The organism is Sphingomonas sp. CFBP8993 (assembly GCF_034044895.1).
Taxonomy (GTDB): Bacteria; Pseudomonadota; Alphaproteobacteria; order Sphingomonadales; family Sphingomonadaceae; genus Sphingomonas.
In genome coordinates this window covers 394,834-411,383 of record NZ_JAXCWU010000002.1, presented here as the reverse complement: position 1 = coordinate 411,383, position 16,550 = coordinate 394,834, and the positions used below count along the sequence as shown (strand labels likewise).

Annotated in this window: 13 protein-coding genes and 1 pseudogene; 4 read left to right on the top strand and 10 right to left on the bottom strand. The window is 67.6% G+C overall.

Features of this window, described 5'->3' with window-relative positions:
- Position 1 precedes the first annotated feature (1 nt).
- The 7 genes and pseudogenes from alr to SOM26_RS05010 form a co-directional block, all read right to left on the bottom strand.
- Positions 2–1,030, bottom strand: coding sequence for an alanine racemase (alr, locus tag SOM26_RS05040; RefSeq protein ID WP_320451858.1), 1,029 nt, complete (start codon positions 1,028–1,030; stop codon positions 2–4).
- A gap of 187 nt (positions 1,031–1,217) precedes the next feature.
- Positions 1,218–2,099 (bottom strand): annotated as a pseudogene (gene mmsB / locus SOM26_RS05035) (3-hydroxyisobutyrate dehydrogenase); the annotation flags it as partial.
- Positions 2,100–2,161: 62 nt separating this feature from the next.
- Complete coding sequence (locus tag SOM26_RS05030; RefSeq protein ID WP_320451640.1) at positions 2,162–2,938, bottom strand: enoyl-CoA hydratase; 777 nt, start codon at positions 2,936–2,938, stop codon at positions 2,162–2,164.
- Between the two features lie 13 nt (positions 2,939–2,951).
- Positions 2,952–4,001 (bottom strand): enoyl-CoA hydratase/isomerase family protein, encoded by a 1,050-nt coding sequence (locus tag SOM26_RS05025; protein ID WP_320451639.1) that lies wholly within the window; start codon positions 3,999–4,001, stop codon positions 2,952–2,954.
- A gap of 134 nt (positions 4,002–4,135) precedes the next feature.
- Complete coding sequence (locus tag SOM26_RS05020; RefSeq protein ID WP_320451638.1) at positions 4,136–5,278, bottom strand: acyl-CoA dehydrogenase family protein; 1,143 nt, start codon at positions 5,276–5,278, stop codon at positions 4,136–4,138.
- A 131-nt stretch (positions 5,279–5,409) separates the two neighbouring features.
- Positions 5,410–6,915, bottom strand: coding sequence for a CoA-acylating methylmalonate-semialdehyde dehydrogenase (locus SOM26_RS05015; protein WP_320451637.1), 1,506 nt, complete (start codon positions 6,913–6,915; stop codon positions 5,410–5,412).
- Positions 6,916–7,029: 114 nt separating this feature from the next.
- Positions 7,030–7,668 (bottom strand): YoaK family protein, encoded by a 639-nt coding sequence (locus SOM26_RS05010; RefSeq protein WP_320451636.1) that lies wholly within the window; start codon positions 7,666–7,668, stop codon positions 7,030–7,032.
- A 142-nt stretch (positions 7,669–7,810) separates the two neighbouring features.
- On the opposite strand from SOM26_RS05010, the gene SOM26_RS05005 reads away from it, so the two are divergent.
- A complete protein-coding gene (locus SOM26_RS05005; protein ID WP_320451635.1) occupies positions 7,811–7,987 on the top strand; it encodes a hypothetical protein in 177 nt (58 codons plus the stop codon).
- Positions 7,988–8,012: 25 nt separating this feature from the next.
- On the opposite strand, the gene SOM26_RS05000 is transcribed toward SOM26_RS05005, so the two are convergent.
- Complete coding sequence (locus tag SOM26_RS05000; RefSeq protein ID WP_320451634.1) at positions 8,013–8,168, bottom strand: hypothetical protein; 156 nt, start codon at positions 8,166–8,168, stop codon at positions 8,013–8,015.
- Positions 8,169–8,400: 232 nt separating this feature from the next.
- Between SOM26_RS05000 and SOM26_RS04995 the strand changes: the two genes are divergently transcribed.
- The 3 genes from SOM26_RS04995 to SOM26_RS04985 are packed head-to-tail and all read left to right on the top strand — an operon-like array spanning position 8,401 to position 14,287.
- Complete coding sequence (locus SOM26_RS04995; RefSeq protein WP_320451633.1) at positions 8,401–9,663, top strand: efflux RND transporter periplasmic adaptor subunit; 1,263 nt, start codon at positions 8,401–8,403, stop codon at positions 9,661–9,663.
- On the top strand, positions 9,663–12,857 hold the full coding sequence (locus tag SOM26_RS04990; RefSeq protein ID WP_320451632.1) for an efflux RND transporter permease subunit: 3,195 nt from the start codon (positions 9,663–9,665) through the stop codon (positions 12,855–12,857). The genes SOM26_RS04995 and SOM26_RS04990 overlap by 1 nt, the downstream gene beginning before the upstream one ends.
- Positions 12,854–14,287, top strand: a complete 1,434-nt coding sequence (locus SOM26_RS04985; protein WP_320451631.1) for an efflux transporter outer membrane subunit — start codon at positions 12,854–12,856, stop codon at positions 14,285–14,287. Before SOM26_RS04990 ends, SOM26_RS04985 begins: the two co-directional genes overlap by 4 nt.
- 413 nt (positions 14,288–14,700) lie before the next feature.
- Here the strand turns inward: SOM26_RS04985 and SOM26_RS04980 are convergent, their stop codons facing one another.
- Positions 14,701–15,714, bottom strand: a complete 1,014-nt coding sequence (locus SOM26_RS04980; RefSeq protein WP_320451630.1) for an inorganic phosphate transporter — start codon at positions 15,712–15,714, stop codon at positions 14,701–14,703.
- 10 nt (positions 15,715–15,724) lie between these two features.
- The gene (locus SOM26_RS04975; protein WP_320451629.1) at positions 15,725–16,369 is read right to left on the bottom strand and encodes a DUF47 domain-containing protein; all 645 of its coding nucleotides are present in this window, start codon (positions 16,367–16,369) and stop codon (positions 15,725–15,727) included.
- Positions 16,370–16,550 lie beyond the last annotated feature (181 nt).

The following is a 16,550-nucleotide window of genomic DNA, read 5'->3' as shown; positions in this document are numbered from 1 at the left end:
TTTATCCCCGCGCGAAGCGCTGGGCGAGGCCGGTCAGCAGTTCGTATTGCGAGACGCCGGACATCTTGGATGCCTGCGCCAGGTCATACTCCATGGCCAGCCAGTCGCCCTCGGCCAGGTCGGGTTGCGTCGAGACGTCGATCGCGGTCAGGTCCATCGACACGCGCCCCAGCACCGGCAGCCGTTGCTCCCCGACGACCGCCGCGCCAAGACCCGACAGCGCACGGCGATAGCCGTCGGCATAGCCCAGATTGATGATCGCGACCTGCGTGTCGGCGGGTGCGGTCCAGGTGGCGTTGTAGCCGACCGTCTCTCCGGCGCGGACCGTGCGGCGTTGCAGGATCTGGGCCTCGGGATGCGCGACCTGGCGCAGATGGGTCGCCATGTCAGCGCGCGGGATGCCACCATAGAGCGCCAGCCCCGGCCGGGTCAGGTCGAAATGATAGGCTCCCCCCAGCCCTATCCCCGCCGAATTGGCCAGGCTCATGCGACGAGCGGCCGTTTGGCCGGCCAGTGCGGCAAAGGCGGCCTGTTGCCGCGCATTCATCGCGACATCCTCATCGGCGCAGGCCAGGTGGCTGAGCAGCGTGTCGATCTCCAGGCCGTCGAGCAGCCTTTCCGCCACCGCCGCCACCGACACGCCCAGCCGGTTCATGCCCGTATCCACCATGACGTCGCAGAGACCGCCGCCCGCCTCCTTCCAGCGGACGATCTGCTCGGGCGTGCTGAGCGCGGGGCGGGCGATCCCGGCCTTTGCTGCCGCCATGTCCTCGGCGCGCAGGCCGTGCAGCACCGAGACGGACAGGCCCAGCGGTGCCAGCGCCAGCGCTTCGGCCCAGTTGGCGACGAAGAAGTCGCGGCATCCCGCCTGGGCCAGCGTTTCGGCGACCAGCGTCGCGCCCAGGCCATAGCCGTTGGCCTTTACCGCCGCGCCGCACGCCGCCTGTCCGCTCAACCGGTCGAGCGCCTGCCAGTTGGAGACAAGTGCATCGCGATCGACGCGCAGGCGGAGGGGGGCGGCAATATCCATCACCCTCCGGGCTTTAGGCCGCAATGACGGGTGGGAAAAGGCGGCTTGGGTTTTTCCGGGGCCATCTCGCCCCCCGCCCCGTTAGGCCGGAGCGCAGTCGAAGGCCAAGGGCATCCCCCCGCCAAGCCTATGTCGAGAGGGCGGAACGCGGCCTTCGACGTCGCTCAGGCCGAACCGGGGTGAGGGATTATCGCAGCGTGCGGATGATCCCCGAGAAGTCCACCGGCGGCTGCCCCTCGCCGACGAACGCCGTGTACAGCTCCGCCGCCTTCTCGCCCATCGGCGTGGTCGCGCCTGCGTCGCGCGCGGCCCCCATGGCCAACTTCAGGTCCTTGAGCATCAGCGCCGCCGCGAAACCGCCCTGATAGTCGTGATCGGCGGGCGTCTCCGGCCCGACGCCGGGAACCGGGCAATATTTGGTCATCGACCAGCTTTGCCCCGACGATACCGAGGCGATGTCGTAGAAGGTCTGCGCGTCCAGCCCCAGTTTCTCGGCCAGCACGAACGCCTCGCAGGTTGCGATCATCGTCGCGCCGAGCAGCATGTTGTTGCAGATCTTGGCCGCCTGGCCCGCACCGGGACCACCGGCATGGATTACCGCCTGGCCCATCACGGACAGGAAGGGCTCGGCGCGTTCGAACGCCTGGTCGGGCCCGCCGACCATGAAGGTCAGCGTCCCCGCCCTGGCCGCGGCGATCCCGCCCGAGACGGGGGCGTCGACCGCCATCATGCCCTTGGCCTGCGCCGCGTCGGCCACCCGACGCGCGGTGGCGACGTCGATGGTCGAACAGTCGATCAGGATGGCGGAGGGCGGCGCGGCGGCGAAGACCGCATCGGCATAGACACGCTCGACATGGGTTCCGGCGGGCAGCATCGTCACGACCGCCTCGACGCCGTCCATCGCGGCAACCGCACTGTCGACGGGCAGGCACCCGGCCGCCTTTGCCGCGGCCAGCGCATCCACCGACAGGTCGAAGGCGCGGACGTCATGCCCCGCCTTTGCCAGATTGGCGGCCATGCCGCCGCCCATATTGCCCAGGCCGATAAAGGCGATCCGCGCCATGTTGCTCTCTCCTAGCTTGTTATTTTCTTCTCGAGCCCCTCCCGCCTGCGGGAGGGGCGTGGGTCACATCAGCCGTTGGTCCAGACCGGCGGCCGCTTTTCGACGAACGCGGCCATGCCTTCCTTCTGGTCGGCCGAGCCGAACAGGCCGTGGAACAGCCGCCGCTCGAACTGCACGCCCTGTGCCAGCCCCATGTCGAAGGCGGCGTTGACCATTTCCTTGTTCGCGCGGGCCGCGATCGGCGCCATGCCCGCTATCGTCGCGGCGGTCTTCATCGCCTCCTCGACCAGGTCGGCGGCGGGGATGATGCGGGCGACCAGCCCGGCGCGCTCGGCTTCCTCGGCATCCATCATCCGGCCGGTCAGGCACATCTCCATCGCCTTGGCCTTGCCGACCGCATGGGCGAGCCGCTGCGAGCCGCCCATGCCCGGCGTCACGCCCAGCTTGATCTCGGGCTGGCCGAACCTCGCCGTATCGGCTGCCAGGATGAAGTCGCACATCATCGCCAGTTCGCACCCGCCGCCCAGCGCGTAGCCCGCGACCGCCGCGATGATGGGTTTCCGGGTGCGGGTAAAGTCGTCCCAGCCCGTGAAATGGTTGCGGCCGTACATGGCGGCGAAGTCCATCTCCTGCATCTCCTTGATATCCGCGCCCGCCGCGAACGCCTTGGGGCTGCCGGTGATCACGGCGCAGCGCTGTTCCGGATCGGCGTCATAGGCGCGCATCACGTCGAGCAGTTCGGCCAGCAGTTCGGCATTCAGCGCGTTCAGCGCCTGCGGCCGGTTGAGCGTGATCAGGGTCACCGCCTCGCGGCGCTCGACGATCAGGGTGTTATAGTCGGTCATGCGGGCGTCCTCTTCAGCGGTCGTCGGGTGTCCAGGCCTGTCCCTCGGGAAGGGCTGCAAAAATATGGTCGATCATCGTATCGGTCACGCCCTCCGGCGTGGCGGGGTCCCAGCGGGGGGCATTGTCCTTGTCGACGATCAGCGCGCGGACACCCTCGACGAAGTCGGGCCGCTGTACGACATGGGCAGCGACGCCGTATTCGCGGCGCATCTCGTCGGCAAATTCGATGGTCCGCCTGCCCTCGCGCAGCAGGCGGAGCGAGACCTTGCAGGCCTGGGGCGATTTGGTGCGCAATATGGCCAGTTGCCGTGCGGCCCATTCGCCGCCATCCGCCTCCAGCGTGGCGATGATATCCTCCAGCGTGTCGGCGGCGAACAGCCGGTCGATCTCGGCGGCGTGCGCCATGATCGTCGCTGCGGGCGCGGGCGTCGCGAGCCGGTCGAGCGTCGCAGCGATTTCCTGCGGCGCGGCGATGATCGCGGCCTTGGCCTCCTCCAGCGCGGCGGCAGGCAGGTAATGCGTCGCCAGTCCCAGTGCATGTGCCTCCGCCCCGTCGAGCCGGTGGCCGGTCAGTGCGAGGAACTCACCCATGCGGCCGGGCAGGCGCGAGAGATACCAGCCGCCGCCCACATCGGGGAACAGGCCGATCCCCGTCTCGGGCATGGCGAAGCGGGTGTTCTCGGTCGCGACGCGGAAGCGGGCGGGGGCCGAAATGCCGACGCCACCGCCCATGGTGATGCCGTCCATGAAGGCGACGATCGGCTTGGCATAGGTGAACAGCCGGTGGTTCATCCGGTATTCGGCATGGAAGAAACCGCGCGCAGCCTCGCCATCGCCCGCACCGCTTTCCGCCAGCAGGCGGATGTCGCCGCCCGCGCAAAAGCCGCGCCCCTCGGCATGGTCGATGATGACCGCCTCGACATCCAGGTCGCCGCGCCAGTCCTCCAGCGCGGCCAGAACGCCTTCGCACATCTCGCGGGTCAGCGCGTGGATCGCCTTTGGTCGGTTGAGCCGCAGCCGCCCGACCGGGCCTTCGCGGGTGACGATCAGGTCTTGGGTCATCGCCTCTACCTCTATTGTTCTACGACCCCGGCGAAGGCCGGGGCCCAGGTGCCGCGCATGACGTGGCGCGCCATTGGCCGGATGGCAACTGGACCCCGGCCTTCGCCGGGGTGGTTGCGGTGGCGGGAAACAGCTTAGTCCTTCAGCAAATCCCGCCCGACGATCATCCGCATCACCTGGTTCGTCCCCTCCAGGATCGAATGCACGCGCAGGTCGCGCCAGAAACGCTCAATGGGGTAATCCATCAGATAGCCATATCCGCCATGAAGCTGCAGCGCGCGGTCGACCACCGACGATCCGGTATCGGTCGCCAGTCTCTTCGCCATGGCGGCGAAGCGCGTCTTGTCAGGCGCATTGTCCGTCACCTTGGCGGCGGCGAGGTAGAGCAGCGCGCGCGCCGCCTCCAGCTCGGTCGCCATGTCGGCCAGGGTGAACTGGGTATTCTGGAACTCGGCGATCGCCTTGCCGAACTGGCGACGGTCCTTCACGTAGGCGACGGATTCGTCCAGGCAGCGCTGCGCCCCGCCCAGCGAGCAGGCGCCGATATTCAGCCGCCCGCCGTCCAGCCCCATCATGGCGATGCGAAAGCCCTCACCCTCCGCGCCCAGCCTGTTGGCCACGGGCACGCGGACATTGTCGAACATCACCTGCCGCGTCGGCTGCGAATGCCAGCCCAGTTTGCGCTCGTTCGCGCCGAAGGAAACGCCCGGCATGTCCTTGTCGATCACCAGGCAGGAAATGCCCTTGGGGCCATCCTCCCCGGTGCGGACCATGGTGACATAGACCTCGTTCTCGCCGCCACCCGAGATGAACTGCTTCGAGCCCGAGACGACATAATGGTCCCCGTCGCGCACCGCGCGGGTCTTGAGCGCCGCGGCATCGGAGCCCGAACCCGGCTCGGTCAGGCAATAGCTCGCCAGGCGGTCCATGGTGACGAGGTCGGGGAGATAGCGCCCCTTCACATCCGCATCGCCGAAGCGGTCGATCATCCACGACGCCATGTTGTGGATCGAGATGAAGGCGCTGGTCGAGGGACAGCCATAGGCCATCGCCTCCATGATCAGCGCCGCCTCCAGCCGCCCGAGCGCGATGCCGCCCGATTCCTCGGACACATAGATGGCGGCGAAACCGAGGTCGGCCGCGGCCTTGATCGTGTCGCGGGGGAAGATGTGCTTCTCGTCCCATTCGCCCGCGAAGGGGGTGATGCGGTCGGCGGTGAACCGGCGCGCCAGTTCCTGGATTTCGCGCTGTTCGTCGGTGAGGTCGAATTGGGTCATCTTGCCTCCATCTCTTAAGCCCCTCCCGCAGGCGGGAGGGGTCTGGGGAGGGCACTGGGTCTCACCGAGACCGTCGCTCGCGGCCTGCCCTCCCCCATCCCCTCCCGCCTGCGGGAGGGGCGTGCCTAGCTTCAGGCCATCGTCGGGATCACGAAGGCGTTGCCGCCATCCGGCGAGCCGTCCGGCCAGCGCTGCGTCACCGTCTTCACCTTGGTCCAGAAGCGGACGCCCTCCATGCCATGCTGGTTCACGTCACCGAAGGCCGAGCGCTTCCAGCCGCCGAAGCTGTGATACGCCACCGGCACCGGGATCGGCACGTTGATGCCGACCATGCCCACCTCGACCCTTGCGGCGAATTCGCGCGCGGCGTGGCCGTTACGGGTGAAGATGGCGACGCCATTGCCATATTGATGCTCGCTGGGCAGGCGCACCGCCGTCTCGAAATCGGGGGCGCGGACGATCTGGAGCACGGGGCCGAAGATTTCCTCCTTGTAGCTCTGCATGGCGGGCGTCACGCGGTCGAACAGCGACGGCCCGATGAAGAAACCTTCCTCATAGCCCTGCAACTGGAAGCCGCGACCGTCGACGACCAGTTCCGCGCCCTCGTCGACGCCCGTCTGGATCCAGTCCTCCACGCGGCGTTTATGCGCGGCGTTCACCACCGGCCCGTAATGCGCCTGCGCATCGGTCGAGACGCCGACACGCAGCGCGTCCATCGCGGGGATCAGCTTCTCGCGAAGCGCATCGGCCGTCTTGTCGCCGACCGGCACGACGACCGGCAGCGCCATGCACCGCTCGCCCGCCGAGCCGAAGGCCGCACCCGACAGGTCGGCGACGACCTGGTCCAGATCGGCGTCCGGCATGACGATGCCGTGGTTCTTGGCCCCGCCCATCGCCTGGACGCGCTTGCCCGCCTCGACCCCGCGCCGATAGACGTAATGGGCGATGTCGGACGAGCCGACGAAGCTGACCGCGCTGATCGCCGGATGGTCCAGGATGGCATCGACCATCGCCTTGTCGCCGTGCACGACCTGCAGGACACCCTCGGGCGCGCCCGCCTCGCGCATCAGTTCGGCCAGGCGCACCGGGACCGACGGATCACGCTCGGACGGTTTCAGGATGAAGGCGTTGCCGCAGGCGATGGCGACGCCGAACATCCACATCGGGATCATCGCGGGGAAGTTGAACGGCGTGATCCCCGCCCCGATGCCCAGCGGCATGCGCATCGAATAGACATCGATGCCCGGCCCGGCGCCCTGGGTGTACTCGCCCTTCAGCACGTGCGGGATGCCGCAGGCGAACTCGATCACCTCCAGCCCACGCTGGATGTCGCCACGCGAGTCGGCGATCACCTTGCCATGTTCGGAGGACAGCAGATGCGCCAGCGCATCCATGTTCTGTTCGACCAGTTCCTTGAAGCGGAACATCACGCGCGCCCGGCGCTGTGGATTGGTCGCGGCCCAGCCGGGCTGAGCGGCTTGCGCGGCCGCGACGGCGCGTTCCAGGAGCGCGGCATCGCCCAGCAGCACGCGGGCCTGCACTTGGCCGCTATTGGGGTCGAAGACGTCACCCTTACGGGTTCCGGCGGCGTCGGTTGCGGTCTGTCCGCCGGCAACCAGATGGTCGATCACGCGCATATGCTCTCCTGTCCCGGGTCTGATGCCCGACTCTTGCGCTTGTAATTATATTGCTCGTGAGTGAAATCCAAGTCGGGCCACTTAAAAAGCGCGGGGGCCCGCCCGGCTGGTAGGTCAGACCGTCGGACGGCGGTGCCAGGTGATGCCCGCCGCGACCAACGCCGCCACCGCCGCCGCGAGCAGCGCGTCCGTTCCCCATCGCGGGAAGATCAGCGCCCCCAGCGCCGCGCCGACCAGAAAGCCGGTCCAGAGCAACAGATACGGCACCCAGTCCCAGCGCCGTCGCCCCGCGATCATGTGCGCCAGATGCTGCCCCAGCTTGACCAGCGTACCGGTCATGTAGGTGACGCCGATGCTGACCTCGCCATTGCGTTCGAACGTCGCGTTGATCGCTCCCATCGCCACGACCATGGCGGGCGCGGTCCAGTTGCCCCACAGCGCAACGCCGCCCAGCAGGACCGCGACGAACAGCAACACCGCCGCCTGACCGGCGCGCGCCAGGAACAGCCGGATCAGCGTGCCGAGCAGGACACCCAGCACGAACAGTGCCAGCAATCCGGCCAGGATGCCGACGCCTCCCCACCCCGTCCTACCGTGCGACGATGCCAGCCGGACCGCCAGCATCGTGCCGTTGCCACTCATGAACGACACGAAATACCCGCCCAGATGCTGGAAGCCGATCGCATCGACATAGCCCGCCAACAGGGCCAGGCCCGTCGCCAGCGTCCAGGTGCGTCGGTCGGAGCGGATCATCGCACATCCTTATCAGCCGCACAGGCGTGCTGACCACCCGATCCTGTAGGCCGATGCCGTGTCGGTCTGGTGAGAACAAAGATCGCGCGAGAGGATCGCATCGCGGGCCGGAGCGTTGGGTCGGCGCGAAATGGGGGAACGGATGGCAGGCGCTCTGGTGGAAATCTGGCTGACCATATCCGCGCTGTCATCGCTGGTCATCATCATGATCGCGCTGGGTAACAGCGACCTGCGGCGCGACAAGCGACTTCGCATCGGCCGTCGTCGTCCAGCGACGATGCGCACCATGATGCCACGGACACGGCGCGCGCGTCCATAAACGCACGCGCCAAAAAGCGTTTATTTCAAAACAGGTTGATGAACCGCTCGACCAGGCCCGGGCGGCGCGTGCGCATCGCGATGTAGCGCGCCCGGTCCTCGGCAGCGCGACGATAAAGCGCGTCCAGCCGCTGCTCGCGCGGCATGTCCGAAATCCGCGGCGGCGGCATGTGAGTGGCCATGGAACATTCCCCCCGTGATCTGTTGAACCGTTAGGATTCAACGACGAATGGTGGGTTTCGTTCCGGGCATGTGACAGGCCGGTCATCCACTCGTCGCATCGGCAAATGGACCGTCGCCCTCGCTTCGGGGCGGATCAACATGAACGTCTCGTAAGATTTCCGTAAGCGGTGCGTCAGGGCATACCCCCTATCGCCCGGCGCAATTCCCAGTCCTTCGCGCCGAAAGAAGCCGATGCACGCCAACCCCGCCGACGAAACGCTACCCGAAACCCGTCGTCTGTCATCGGCACAGCAATGGCGCTGGGTCGGGATCGCCGCCGCCGTCCTGATCGGCGTGCTGGTCCTGATCTCCGTCATCGGCAAGCTGACCCACAAGGAAGACGTGCCACCGCCGCCGCCACCGGCGGGCACGCTGCGCCTGTCGAAGGACCAGCTGGCGGCGATGCCCACGGTGCGCGTCGGGTTGGGCGCATCGGGTGACCAGACGATGGCGACCGGCGCGATCACCGCCGACGGATCGCGCTCGACCCCGGTGCTGATGCCCTATGCGGGCCAGGTCGTGCGCGTGCTCGCCGATGCGGGCCAGGTCGTGCGCCAGGGCCAGCCGCTGCTGCTCATCAAGACGACCGACTTCGTCGATGCGCGCTCCGGCCTGTTCGCCGCGCGTGCCGCGTACCAGAATGCGCAGGCACAGCTGGTCGCGGCGCAGCGCAATGCGGACCGCCAGCAGCAGATCTACCAGACCGCGGGCGGCGCGCTGAAGGACTATCAGCAGGCACGCGCCGATCTGGCCGCCGCGCAGGCGACCGCCCGCACCGCCGCCGCCTCACTGGGTGCCGCGCGCGACAAGCTGGCGATCCTCGGCAAGTCGCAGGGTGAGATCAACCGGCTGGAGAATGTCGGCGAGGTCGCCGGCATCCACGACATCACCACGCTGCACGCGCCGATCAGCGGTGTCGTCGCGTCGCGCGATGTCGCGCCCGGCCAATATGTCTCGCAGGGCGGCGACAAGCCGGTCATGACCATCACCGACCCCTCGCGCGTCTGGCTGGTCGCGCAGGTGGCCGAGAGCGATGCCGAGAATGTCCGCGTCGGCGACCCCGTCGAGGTGACGACGCCCGCGCTGCCCGGCCGTATCTTCCACGCGACCATCGACCTGGTCGGCGCGGCGCTCGACCCGCAGACCCACCGCCTGCCGGTCCGCGCCTCGATCCCCAACCCCGACAAGGCGCTGAAGCCGCAGATGTTCGCCAGCTTCGCGATCCAGCACCGCAATGCGGGCGAGGCGATCCGCGTCCCCGCCGCCGCCGTTATCCATGAAGGCGACACCGCGCGCGTCTGGATCATGCGCCCCGACGGCCTGCTGGTCGCGCGCGACGTGCAGACCGGCGATTCCGCGAACGGCCTGGTCACCATCACCCAGGGCCTGAAGCCGGGCGAGAAGATCGTCACCTCGGGCGCGCTGTTCGTCAACGAAGCGGGGATCGGCGAATAATGAACCGCATCGTCGACTTTGCGCTGCGTCAGCGACTGCTGATCGTCGGCCTGTTCTTCGCGATGATCGTCGCTGGCGTCATCGGCTTCATCAACCTCAACATCGAAGCCTATCCCGATCCCGTGCCCCCGATGGTCGAGGTCATCACCCAGACGCAAGGGTTGTCGGCCGAGGAGATGGAGCGCAACGTCACCATCCCGATCGAGGTCCAGATGGCGGGCATCCCGCACCTGACCGCGATCCGCGCGATCAGCCTGTTCGGCCTGTCGGACATCAAGATCCAGTTCACCTACGACTATACCAACGAACAGGCGCGCCAGCAGGTCATCAACCGCCTGTCGCAGCTGCCGCCGCTGGCCGGTGGCGCACAGCCGACGCTGTCGCCGACCTCGCCGGTGGGCGAGATCTATCGCTACCGCATCGTCGCGCCCAAGGGCTATTCGGTGATGGACCTGAAGACGCTGCAGGACTGGGTGCTCCAGCGCCGGTTCAAGCGGATTCCGGGCGTCATCGACGTGACCGGCTGGGGCGGCAAGCTGCGCGCCTATGACGTGGTGATCGACCAGAACCGGCTGAACGCGCACGGCATGACCGTGGCGCAGGTGCTGGCGGCGCTGTCCAAGAGCGACGGCAATGTCGGCGGCCAGACGATCAACTTCGGCGAACAGGCCGCGATCGTGCGCGGGATCGGCCTGATCCAGTCGCCCGACGCGATCCAGAACGTGCTGGTCGGCGAGGCGGGTGGCGCGCCCGTGCTGATCAAGGACGTGGCGACCGTGAAGGTCGGCAACGCGCCGCGCATGGGCATCGCCGGTTACAATAACGACGACGACATCGTGCAGGGCATCGTCCTGATGCAGCGCGGCGCCCAGTCGATGCCGACGATCAAGGCCGTGCAGGCCGAGGTCGCCAACATCAACGACAGCGGCGTGCTGCCCCCGGGCGTGCATCTGGAGCGGATCTACGACCGCTCCGACCTGATCAACCTGACCATCCACACCGTCATGGAAAACATGGTGGTCGGCATCCTCCTGATCTTCGCGTTGCAGTGGCTGTTCCTCGGCAATCTGCGCTCGGCGATCATCGTGGCCGCGACCATCCCCTTCGCGCTGGCCTTCGCGATCCTGATCCTGGTGTTGCAGGGGGAGAGCGCGAACCTGTTGTCGGTCGGTGCGCTGGACTTCGGCCTGGTGGTCGATGCCTGCGTCATCATGGTGGAGAATATCTTCCGCCACATGGTCGAACGCTCCGCCGCCGTCGAAAGCGGCAAGGGCAACTACACCATGGCCAGCCGCTTCGGCGCGGTGCTGGGCGCCTCGTCCGAGGTCAGCCGCGGCATCTTCTTCGCCGCCGCGATCATCATCGCCAGCTTCCTGCCGCTGTTCACCCTGACCGGGGTGGAAGGCCATATCTTCGGTCCGATGGCCAAGACCTATGCCTATGCGATCAGCGGCGGCCTGCTGGCGACCTTCACCGTCGCGCCGGTGCTCGCCACGCTGCTGCTGCCCGACAAGCTGACCGAGACCGAGACGTTCATCGTCGGCAAGCTTCGCCGCGTCTACGAACCCGCCGCGTCCTTTGCGCTGCGCAACAAGATCGTGACGATCGGCGGCGCGGTGCTGATGATGGGTCTGGCGGTCGTCGGCGTGCGCTCGCTCGGTATCGAGTTCCTGCCGCACCTCGAAGAAGGAAACATGTACATCCGGGCCACCCTCCCCTCCTCGATCAGCCTGGAGGCGGGCGAGAAGGTGACCAACGAGGTGCGCAAGATCATCGCAAGCTATCCGGAAACCACGGCGGTCCTGTCCGCCCATGGTCGCCCGGACGACGGCACCGATGCGACCGGCTTCTTCAACGTCGAGTTCTTCGTGCCGCTGAAGCCCTTCGACACCTGGCCATCGGGCATGACCAAGGAAAAGCTGATCGACGAGCTGTCGACCCGGCTCCAGAAGAAGTATCCCGGCGTCGACTTCTCCTTCTCGCAGATCATCGAGGATAACGTCGAGGAAGCCGCCTCGGGCGTGAAGGGTGCCAATTCGATCAAGCTGTTCGGCCCCGATCTGGTCACGCTGGAAAAGCTGGCCAACCAGATCAAGGCGCAGATGGCTAAGGTGAAGGGTATCGAGGATCTCGGCGTGTTCGAGATTCTGGGCCAGCCGACCGTGCGCATCGACGTCGACCGTGCCAAGGCCGCCCGCTACGGCCTGACGCCCGACGACATCAACCAGACGGTGGCCGCCGCCATCGGTGGCCAGTCGACCGCCGACCTCTACGAACCCGGCACCGACCGCCACTTCCCGATCATCGTGCGGTTGAAGCCCGCCCAGCGCGACTCGCTGGAATCGGTGCGCAACATCACGATCGGCGCGCCCTCGCCCGACGGCAACGGCACGATCCAGGTGCCGCTGTCCGAGGTGGCGAACGTCAAGCTGACCAGCGGTGCCTCGTTCATCTATCGCGAGCATCAGGAGCGCTACGTCCCGATCAAATTCTCGGTGCGTGGCCGCGACCTGGGCGGCGCGGTCGAGGAGGCGCGCGCGCGGATCAATCAGAATGTCCACCTGCCGCCGGGCTATCATTTGGAATGGGCGGGCGAGCTCGACAATCTGAAGAACGCGATCGCCCGTCTGGAGATCGTGGTGCCGATCAGCCTCGTGCTCATCCTGCTGCTGCTCTACGCCAATTTCGGCTCGATGCGTGACAGCCTGCTTGCCTTCTCCGCGATCCCGATGGCGATCGTGGGCGGCGTGCTGGCCCTTGCCCTGACCGGCACGGCGTTCAGCATCTCGGCGGCGATCGGCTTCGTGGCGCTGTTCGGCATCGCGGTGATGGACGGCATCCTCGTCGTCACCACCTTCAACAACGCCATCGACGAAGGCGCGCCGCGGGAGAATGCGCTGGCCACCACCGTCAAGAACAGCCTGCGCCCCGTGGTCATGACCTGCCTGGTCGCCGCCATCGGCCTGCTGCCCGCCGCCCTGTCGCACGGGATCGGCAGCCAGGTGCAGAAGCCGCTTGCCCTTGTGGTGGTCGGCGGCATGACGCTGGCCCCGGTGCTGATCCTCTTGGTCCTGCCGGTGCTGATCAGCCGCTATTCGACGCGCCTGCCGCTGTCGCAGCGCAAGAAGAAGCATGATCCGATGGTCGACGACCAGGACGATACCAACACTCCTGAATCCGGGGTTCCGGCATGAAGCGTTTCCTGACCCTGCCGCTGCTCGCGTGCGTTTCGGCCAGTATCTCGGGTTGCGCGGTCGGCCCGCATGACCTGGATGCACATGCCAGCCTGCCGCCCATGGCTCCTGCGCCGGTGATCGCACCGGCCAGCGGCCCGGCCCAGACGGTGTCCGCCACCATCGCACCCGAATGGTGGCACGCCTTCGGCAATGCCCAGCTCGACGCGCTGGTCGCCGAGGCGCTGGCGCACAACAATGACGTGGGCGTGGCCGAGGCCTCGCTCCGGCAGGCGCGGGAACAGGCGCGCGCGACGCGCGGCACGCTGCTTTTTCCACAAGGCGGGCTGAACTATCAGGCGCAGCGGACCCGCGTGTCCAACGCCCTGTCCCCGGCGGTCGCAGACCAGAACCAGCAGCTCTACACGCTGCACACCGCGCAGGTCAGCGTCTCCTATGACGTCGATGCCTTCGGCGGGAACCGGGCGCAGGTCCGCTCCGCCGTCGCGCGCGCCGAGGTCGAGCGGCACCAGCTGGACGCGGCGCGGATGACGGTGGCGGCGAACCTCGTCACCGCGCTGATCGAGCGGGCGAGCCTCGCCGAACAGGTCGCCGCCGCGCAGACGGCCGTGAGCGTCAATCGCGACATCCTAGCCGCATTGCAACAGCGGCAGCGGCTGGGTGCGGTCGGCGCGTCCGACGTGGCGCAACAACAGGCGGCGCTCGCCACCGCCGAGGGCGCGCTGCCCCCGCTGATCCGCGCCGAAGCCGCCCAGCGCACCATCATCGCGACGCTGATCGGGCGTCCGGCGGGGTCGGCACTGCCGCCGCTGCCCGAACTGGCGCAGTTGAGCCTGCCGACCGAACTGCCCGCGATCGTACCGTCCGAGCTGGTCCATCGCCGCCCCGACGTGCTGGCCGCCGAAGCGCAGTTGCAGGGTGCCGGTGCGGATGTCGGTGCCGCCATCGCCGCGCGCCTGCCGAGCATCCAGCTATCGGCAAATGCCGGTGGCTCGGCACAGAATTTCGGCGACATGTTCAAGAGCGGCAACCCCTTCTGGGCGCTGCTCGGTGGCATCACCCAGCCGCTGTTCCACGCCAACGCGCTGCGTCACCAGCAAAAGGCGGCGGAAGCGGCGCTGGACGGGGCCAAGGCGCAATATCGCCAGGCGGTGCTTCAAGCGTTCGGCAATGTCGCGGACTCGCTGACCGGGCTGTCGACCGACGCGCAGGCGCTGGATGCCGCACAGCGGGCCAGCAACGCGGCGGGCCAGGCCCTGACCTTCGCCCGGCGGCAACTGGCGCTGGGGGATGTCGGGACGCTGCAACTGCTGAATGCGACCGCCACGGACGCACAGGCGCGGTCGCAGCTGATCCAGGCCAAGGCGGCACGGATGACCGACACGGTCGCCCTGTTCCAGGCAGCCGGAGGGCCGGTTACGGGGTCGTGAGGGTGTGGGGGATGGGCTGACACCGCTCACCCCATCCCCGTTCCGTTCGGCCTGCGCGAAGGTTAGGGGTTCGCGCGGAGGCGCAGAGAACGCGGAGATGCCGTTCTTCGCAGCGACGCCTTCTCCAGATATTGCACTCTTCCCCGGCGAAGGCCGGGGCCCAGGTGCCAGGCACCTGAAGGCGCGCCGCGCCGGTGCAAGGGAGGCCAGGGCAACCCGCTATCGACGGCGCACCGCAACTGGGCCCCGGCCTTCGCCGGGGTGCCGAAAATATTGATATCGGGCTACGCCACCTCTGCGTCCTCCGCGCCTCTGCGCGAACCGAATCCCTTGGCCTTCGACTACGCTCAGGCTGAACGGAGAACAGGATTTGCCCCCCAACGAAAAAGGGGAGGCCCTCGCCCCCCCCCTTTTCAGAACAGCTTGGTCAGCAGGTAGAAGCCTGCCCCCATCGCCGCGGAGGCCGGAATGGTGATGATCCAGGCGATCACCACATTGCCCGCCACGCCCCATCGCACCGCCGAAGCGCGCCGCGCCACGCCCGCGCCGATGATCGAGCCGGTGATGGTGTGCGTGGTCGACACCGGAATCCCCAACGCCGAGGCGCAAAAGATCACGATCGAACCCGCGGTCGAGGCGCTGAACCCCTGATGCTGCGACAGCTTGGTGATGCGGCTGCCCATCGTCTCGATGATCTTCCAGCCGCCGGTCATCGTGCCCAGCGCCATGGCGACATAGCAGGAGATGGCGACCCAGTGCGGCACCTCGAACGGTCCCGTAAGACGGCCGGTCGAATAGAGGAGGACCGTGATGATCCCCATCGTCTTCTGCGCATCGTTCAGACCGTGGCTGAGCGAATAGGCCGCCGAGGAGACGAGGTGCAGCGCGCGGAAGCTGCGCTCCGCCTGCCCCGCCGTCGAGCGGCGCAGCGCCCAGCTGCTCAGCAGCATGACCAGCATCGCCAGCATCATGCCGAGCAGCGGCGACAGGACGATGGCGAGCAGCGTCTTGTTGAGGCCCGCCCACTGGACCGCGCCCATGCCCGCATGGGCGACACCGGCGCCGATCAGGCCGCCGACCAGCGCATGGCTGCTCGACGACGGGATCCCGCGCAGCCAGGTGATGACGTTCCACGCCATCGCCCCGCCCAGTGCGCCGAAGATGACGGCGGGCGTCACCACGTCCTGGGCGATCAGGCCCTTGCCGACCGTCTCCGCCACCTTGTGCAGGCTGGGGAAGGCGACGGTCAGGAAATAGGCCGCGAAGTTGAAGAAGGCGGCAAAACCCACGGCGGCGACCGGCGACAACAGCCGGGTCGCGACCACCGTGGCGATCGAGTTGGCCGCGTCATGCAGGCCGTTGAGATAATCGAACGCCAGCGCGACCAGGATCAGGCCGGCCAGCAACGGAAAGGCGAGTTCGTGCATGTCCCTCGCCTCAGGCGTGGTCGATGACGATGCCGTCGATCTCGTCGGCGACATCCTCGAACGCGTCGAGGATGCGCTCCAGATGCTTGTACACTTCCTTTTCGATGACGAAGCGCAGCGTGTCGCGCTCGCCGCATTCGTCCAGCGTGCGCTTCAGGCCCGCCGCGTGCATCTCGTCGGCGCGGCCCTCCAGGCGGACCAGTTCCTCGGTCAGCGCGTGCAGGCGGTCGCCGTTGCGCGCGACGTCGCGCATCAGCGGCATCGCCTCGACGGTCAGCCGGGCCGCCTCGACCGCGACGGCCGCCATCTCGCGCATTTCGGGCGCGAAGCTGGTCAGGCGGTACAGGCCGATCGCGGTGGCGGCGGCGTGCATCTCGTCGATGGTGTCGTCCATCGAACCGATCAGCGAGGTGATCGAGGCGCGGTCGAAAGGCGTCAGGAAGGTCGAACGCACCGAGGTCAGCACCTGGCGCGTGATCTCGTCGGCGTCATGCTCGCGCGCGGCGACGACCGCGATCTCGTCGGCGGTGTGGCCCTTGGCGTCGAAAAGACGGACGGTGGCTTCCGCCCCCGCCAGGATGGTGGCGGCTTGCGCCTCGAACAGCTCGAAGAAATTCCCCGTCTTCGGCAGGAGGCGTTGGAACCAGGCGAACATCAGTCGGTAACCCCGATAGTGATCCGAAACCGTGCGTGGTCTTTACCCATGGCCGATCGGGCCACGGCGAAACGCCGGACCGCGAAATGGTCATGGACCCAGGTTGGCACGAACGTCGCCCCCCTGACCAGTCGCGGCCCCTCCGTCAAGCAAAACGCTGTTACACCAATGTGACACTCGG

Excerpts from the sequence above, each read along its gene's own strand:
- alr (WP_320451858.1), bottom strand. The coding sequence starts at position 1,030 with ATGGATATTGCCGCCCCCCTCCGCCTGCGCGTCGATCGCGATGCACTT.
- SOM26_RS05030 (WP_320451640.1), bottom strand. The coding sequence starts at position 2,938 with ATGACCGACTATAACACCCTGATCGTCGAGCGCCGCGAGGCGGTGACC.
- SOM26_RS05025 (WP_320451639.1), bottom strand. The coding sequence starts at position 4,001 with ATGACCCAAGACCTGATCGTCACCCGCGAAGGCCCGGTCGGGCGGCTG.
- SOM26_RS05020 (WP_320451638.1), bottom strand. The coding sequence starts at position 5,278 with ATGACCCAATTCGACCTCACCGACGAACAGCGCGAAATCCAGGAACTG.
- SOM26_RS05015 (WP_320451637.1), bottom strand. The coding sequence starts at position 6,915 with ATGCGCGTGATCGACCATCTGGTTGCCGGCGGACAGACCGCAACCGAC.
- SOM26_RS05010 (WP_320451636.1), bottom strand. The coding sequence starts at position 7,668 with ATGATCCGCTCCGACCGACGCACCTGGACGCTGGCGACGGGCCTGGCC.
- SOM26_RS05005 (WP_320451635.1), top strand. The coding sequence starts at position 7,811 with ATGGCAGGCGCTCTGGTGGAAATCTGGCTGACCATATCCGCGCTGTCA.
- SOM26_RS05000 (WP_320451634.1), bottom strand. The coding sequence starts at position 8,168 with ATGGCCACTCACATGCCGCCGCCGCGGATTTCGGACATGCCGCGCGAG.
- SOM26_RS04995 (WP_320451633.1), top strand. The coding sequence starts at position 8,401 with ATGCACGCCAACCCCGCCGACGAAACGCTACCCGAAACCCGTCGTCTG.
- SOM26_RS04990 (WP_320451632.1), top strand. The coding sequence starts at position 9,663 with ATGAACCGCATCGTCGACTTTGCGCTGCGTCAGCGACTGCTGATCGTC.
- SOM26_RS04985 (WP_320451631.1), top strand. The coding sequence starts at position 12,854 with ATGAAGCGTTTCCTGACCCTGCCGCTGCTCGCGTGCGTTTCGGCCAGT.
- SOM26_RS04980 (WP_320451630.1), bottom strand. The coding sequence starts at position 15,714 with ATGCACGAACTCGCCTTTCCGTTGCTGGCCGGCCTGATCCTGGTCGCG.
- SOM26_RS04975 (WP_320451629.1), bottom strand. The coding sequence starts at position 16,369 with ATGTTCGCCTGGTTCCAACGCCTCCTGCCGAAGACGGGGAATTTCTTC.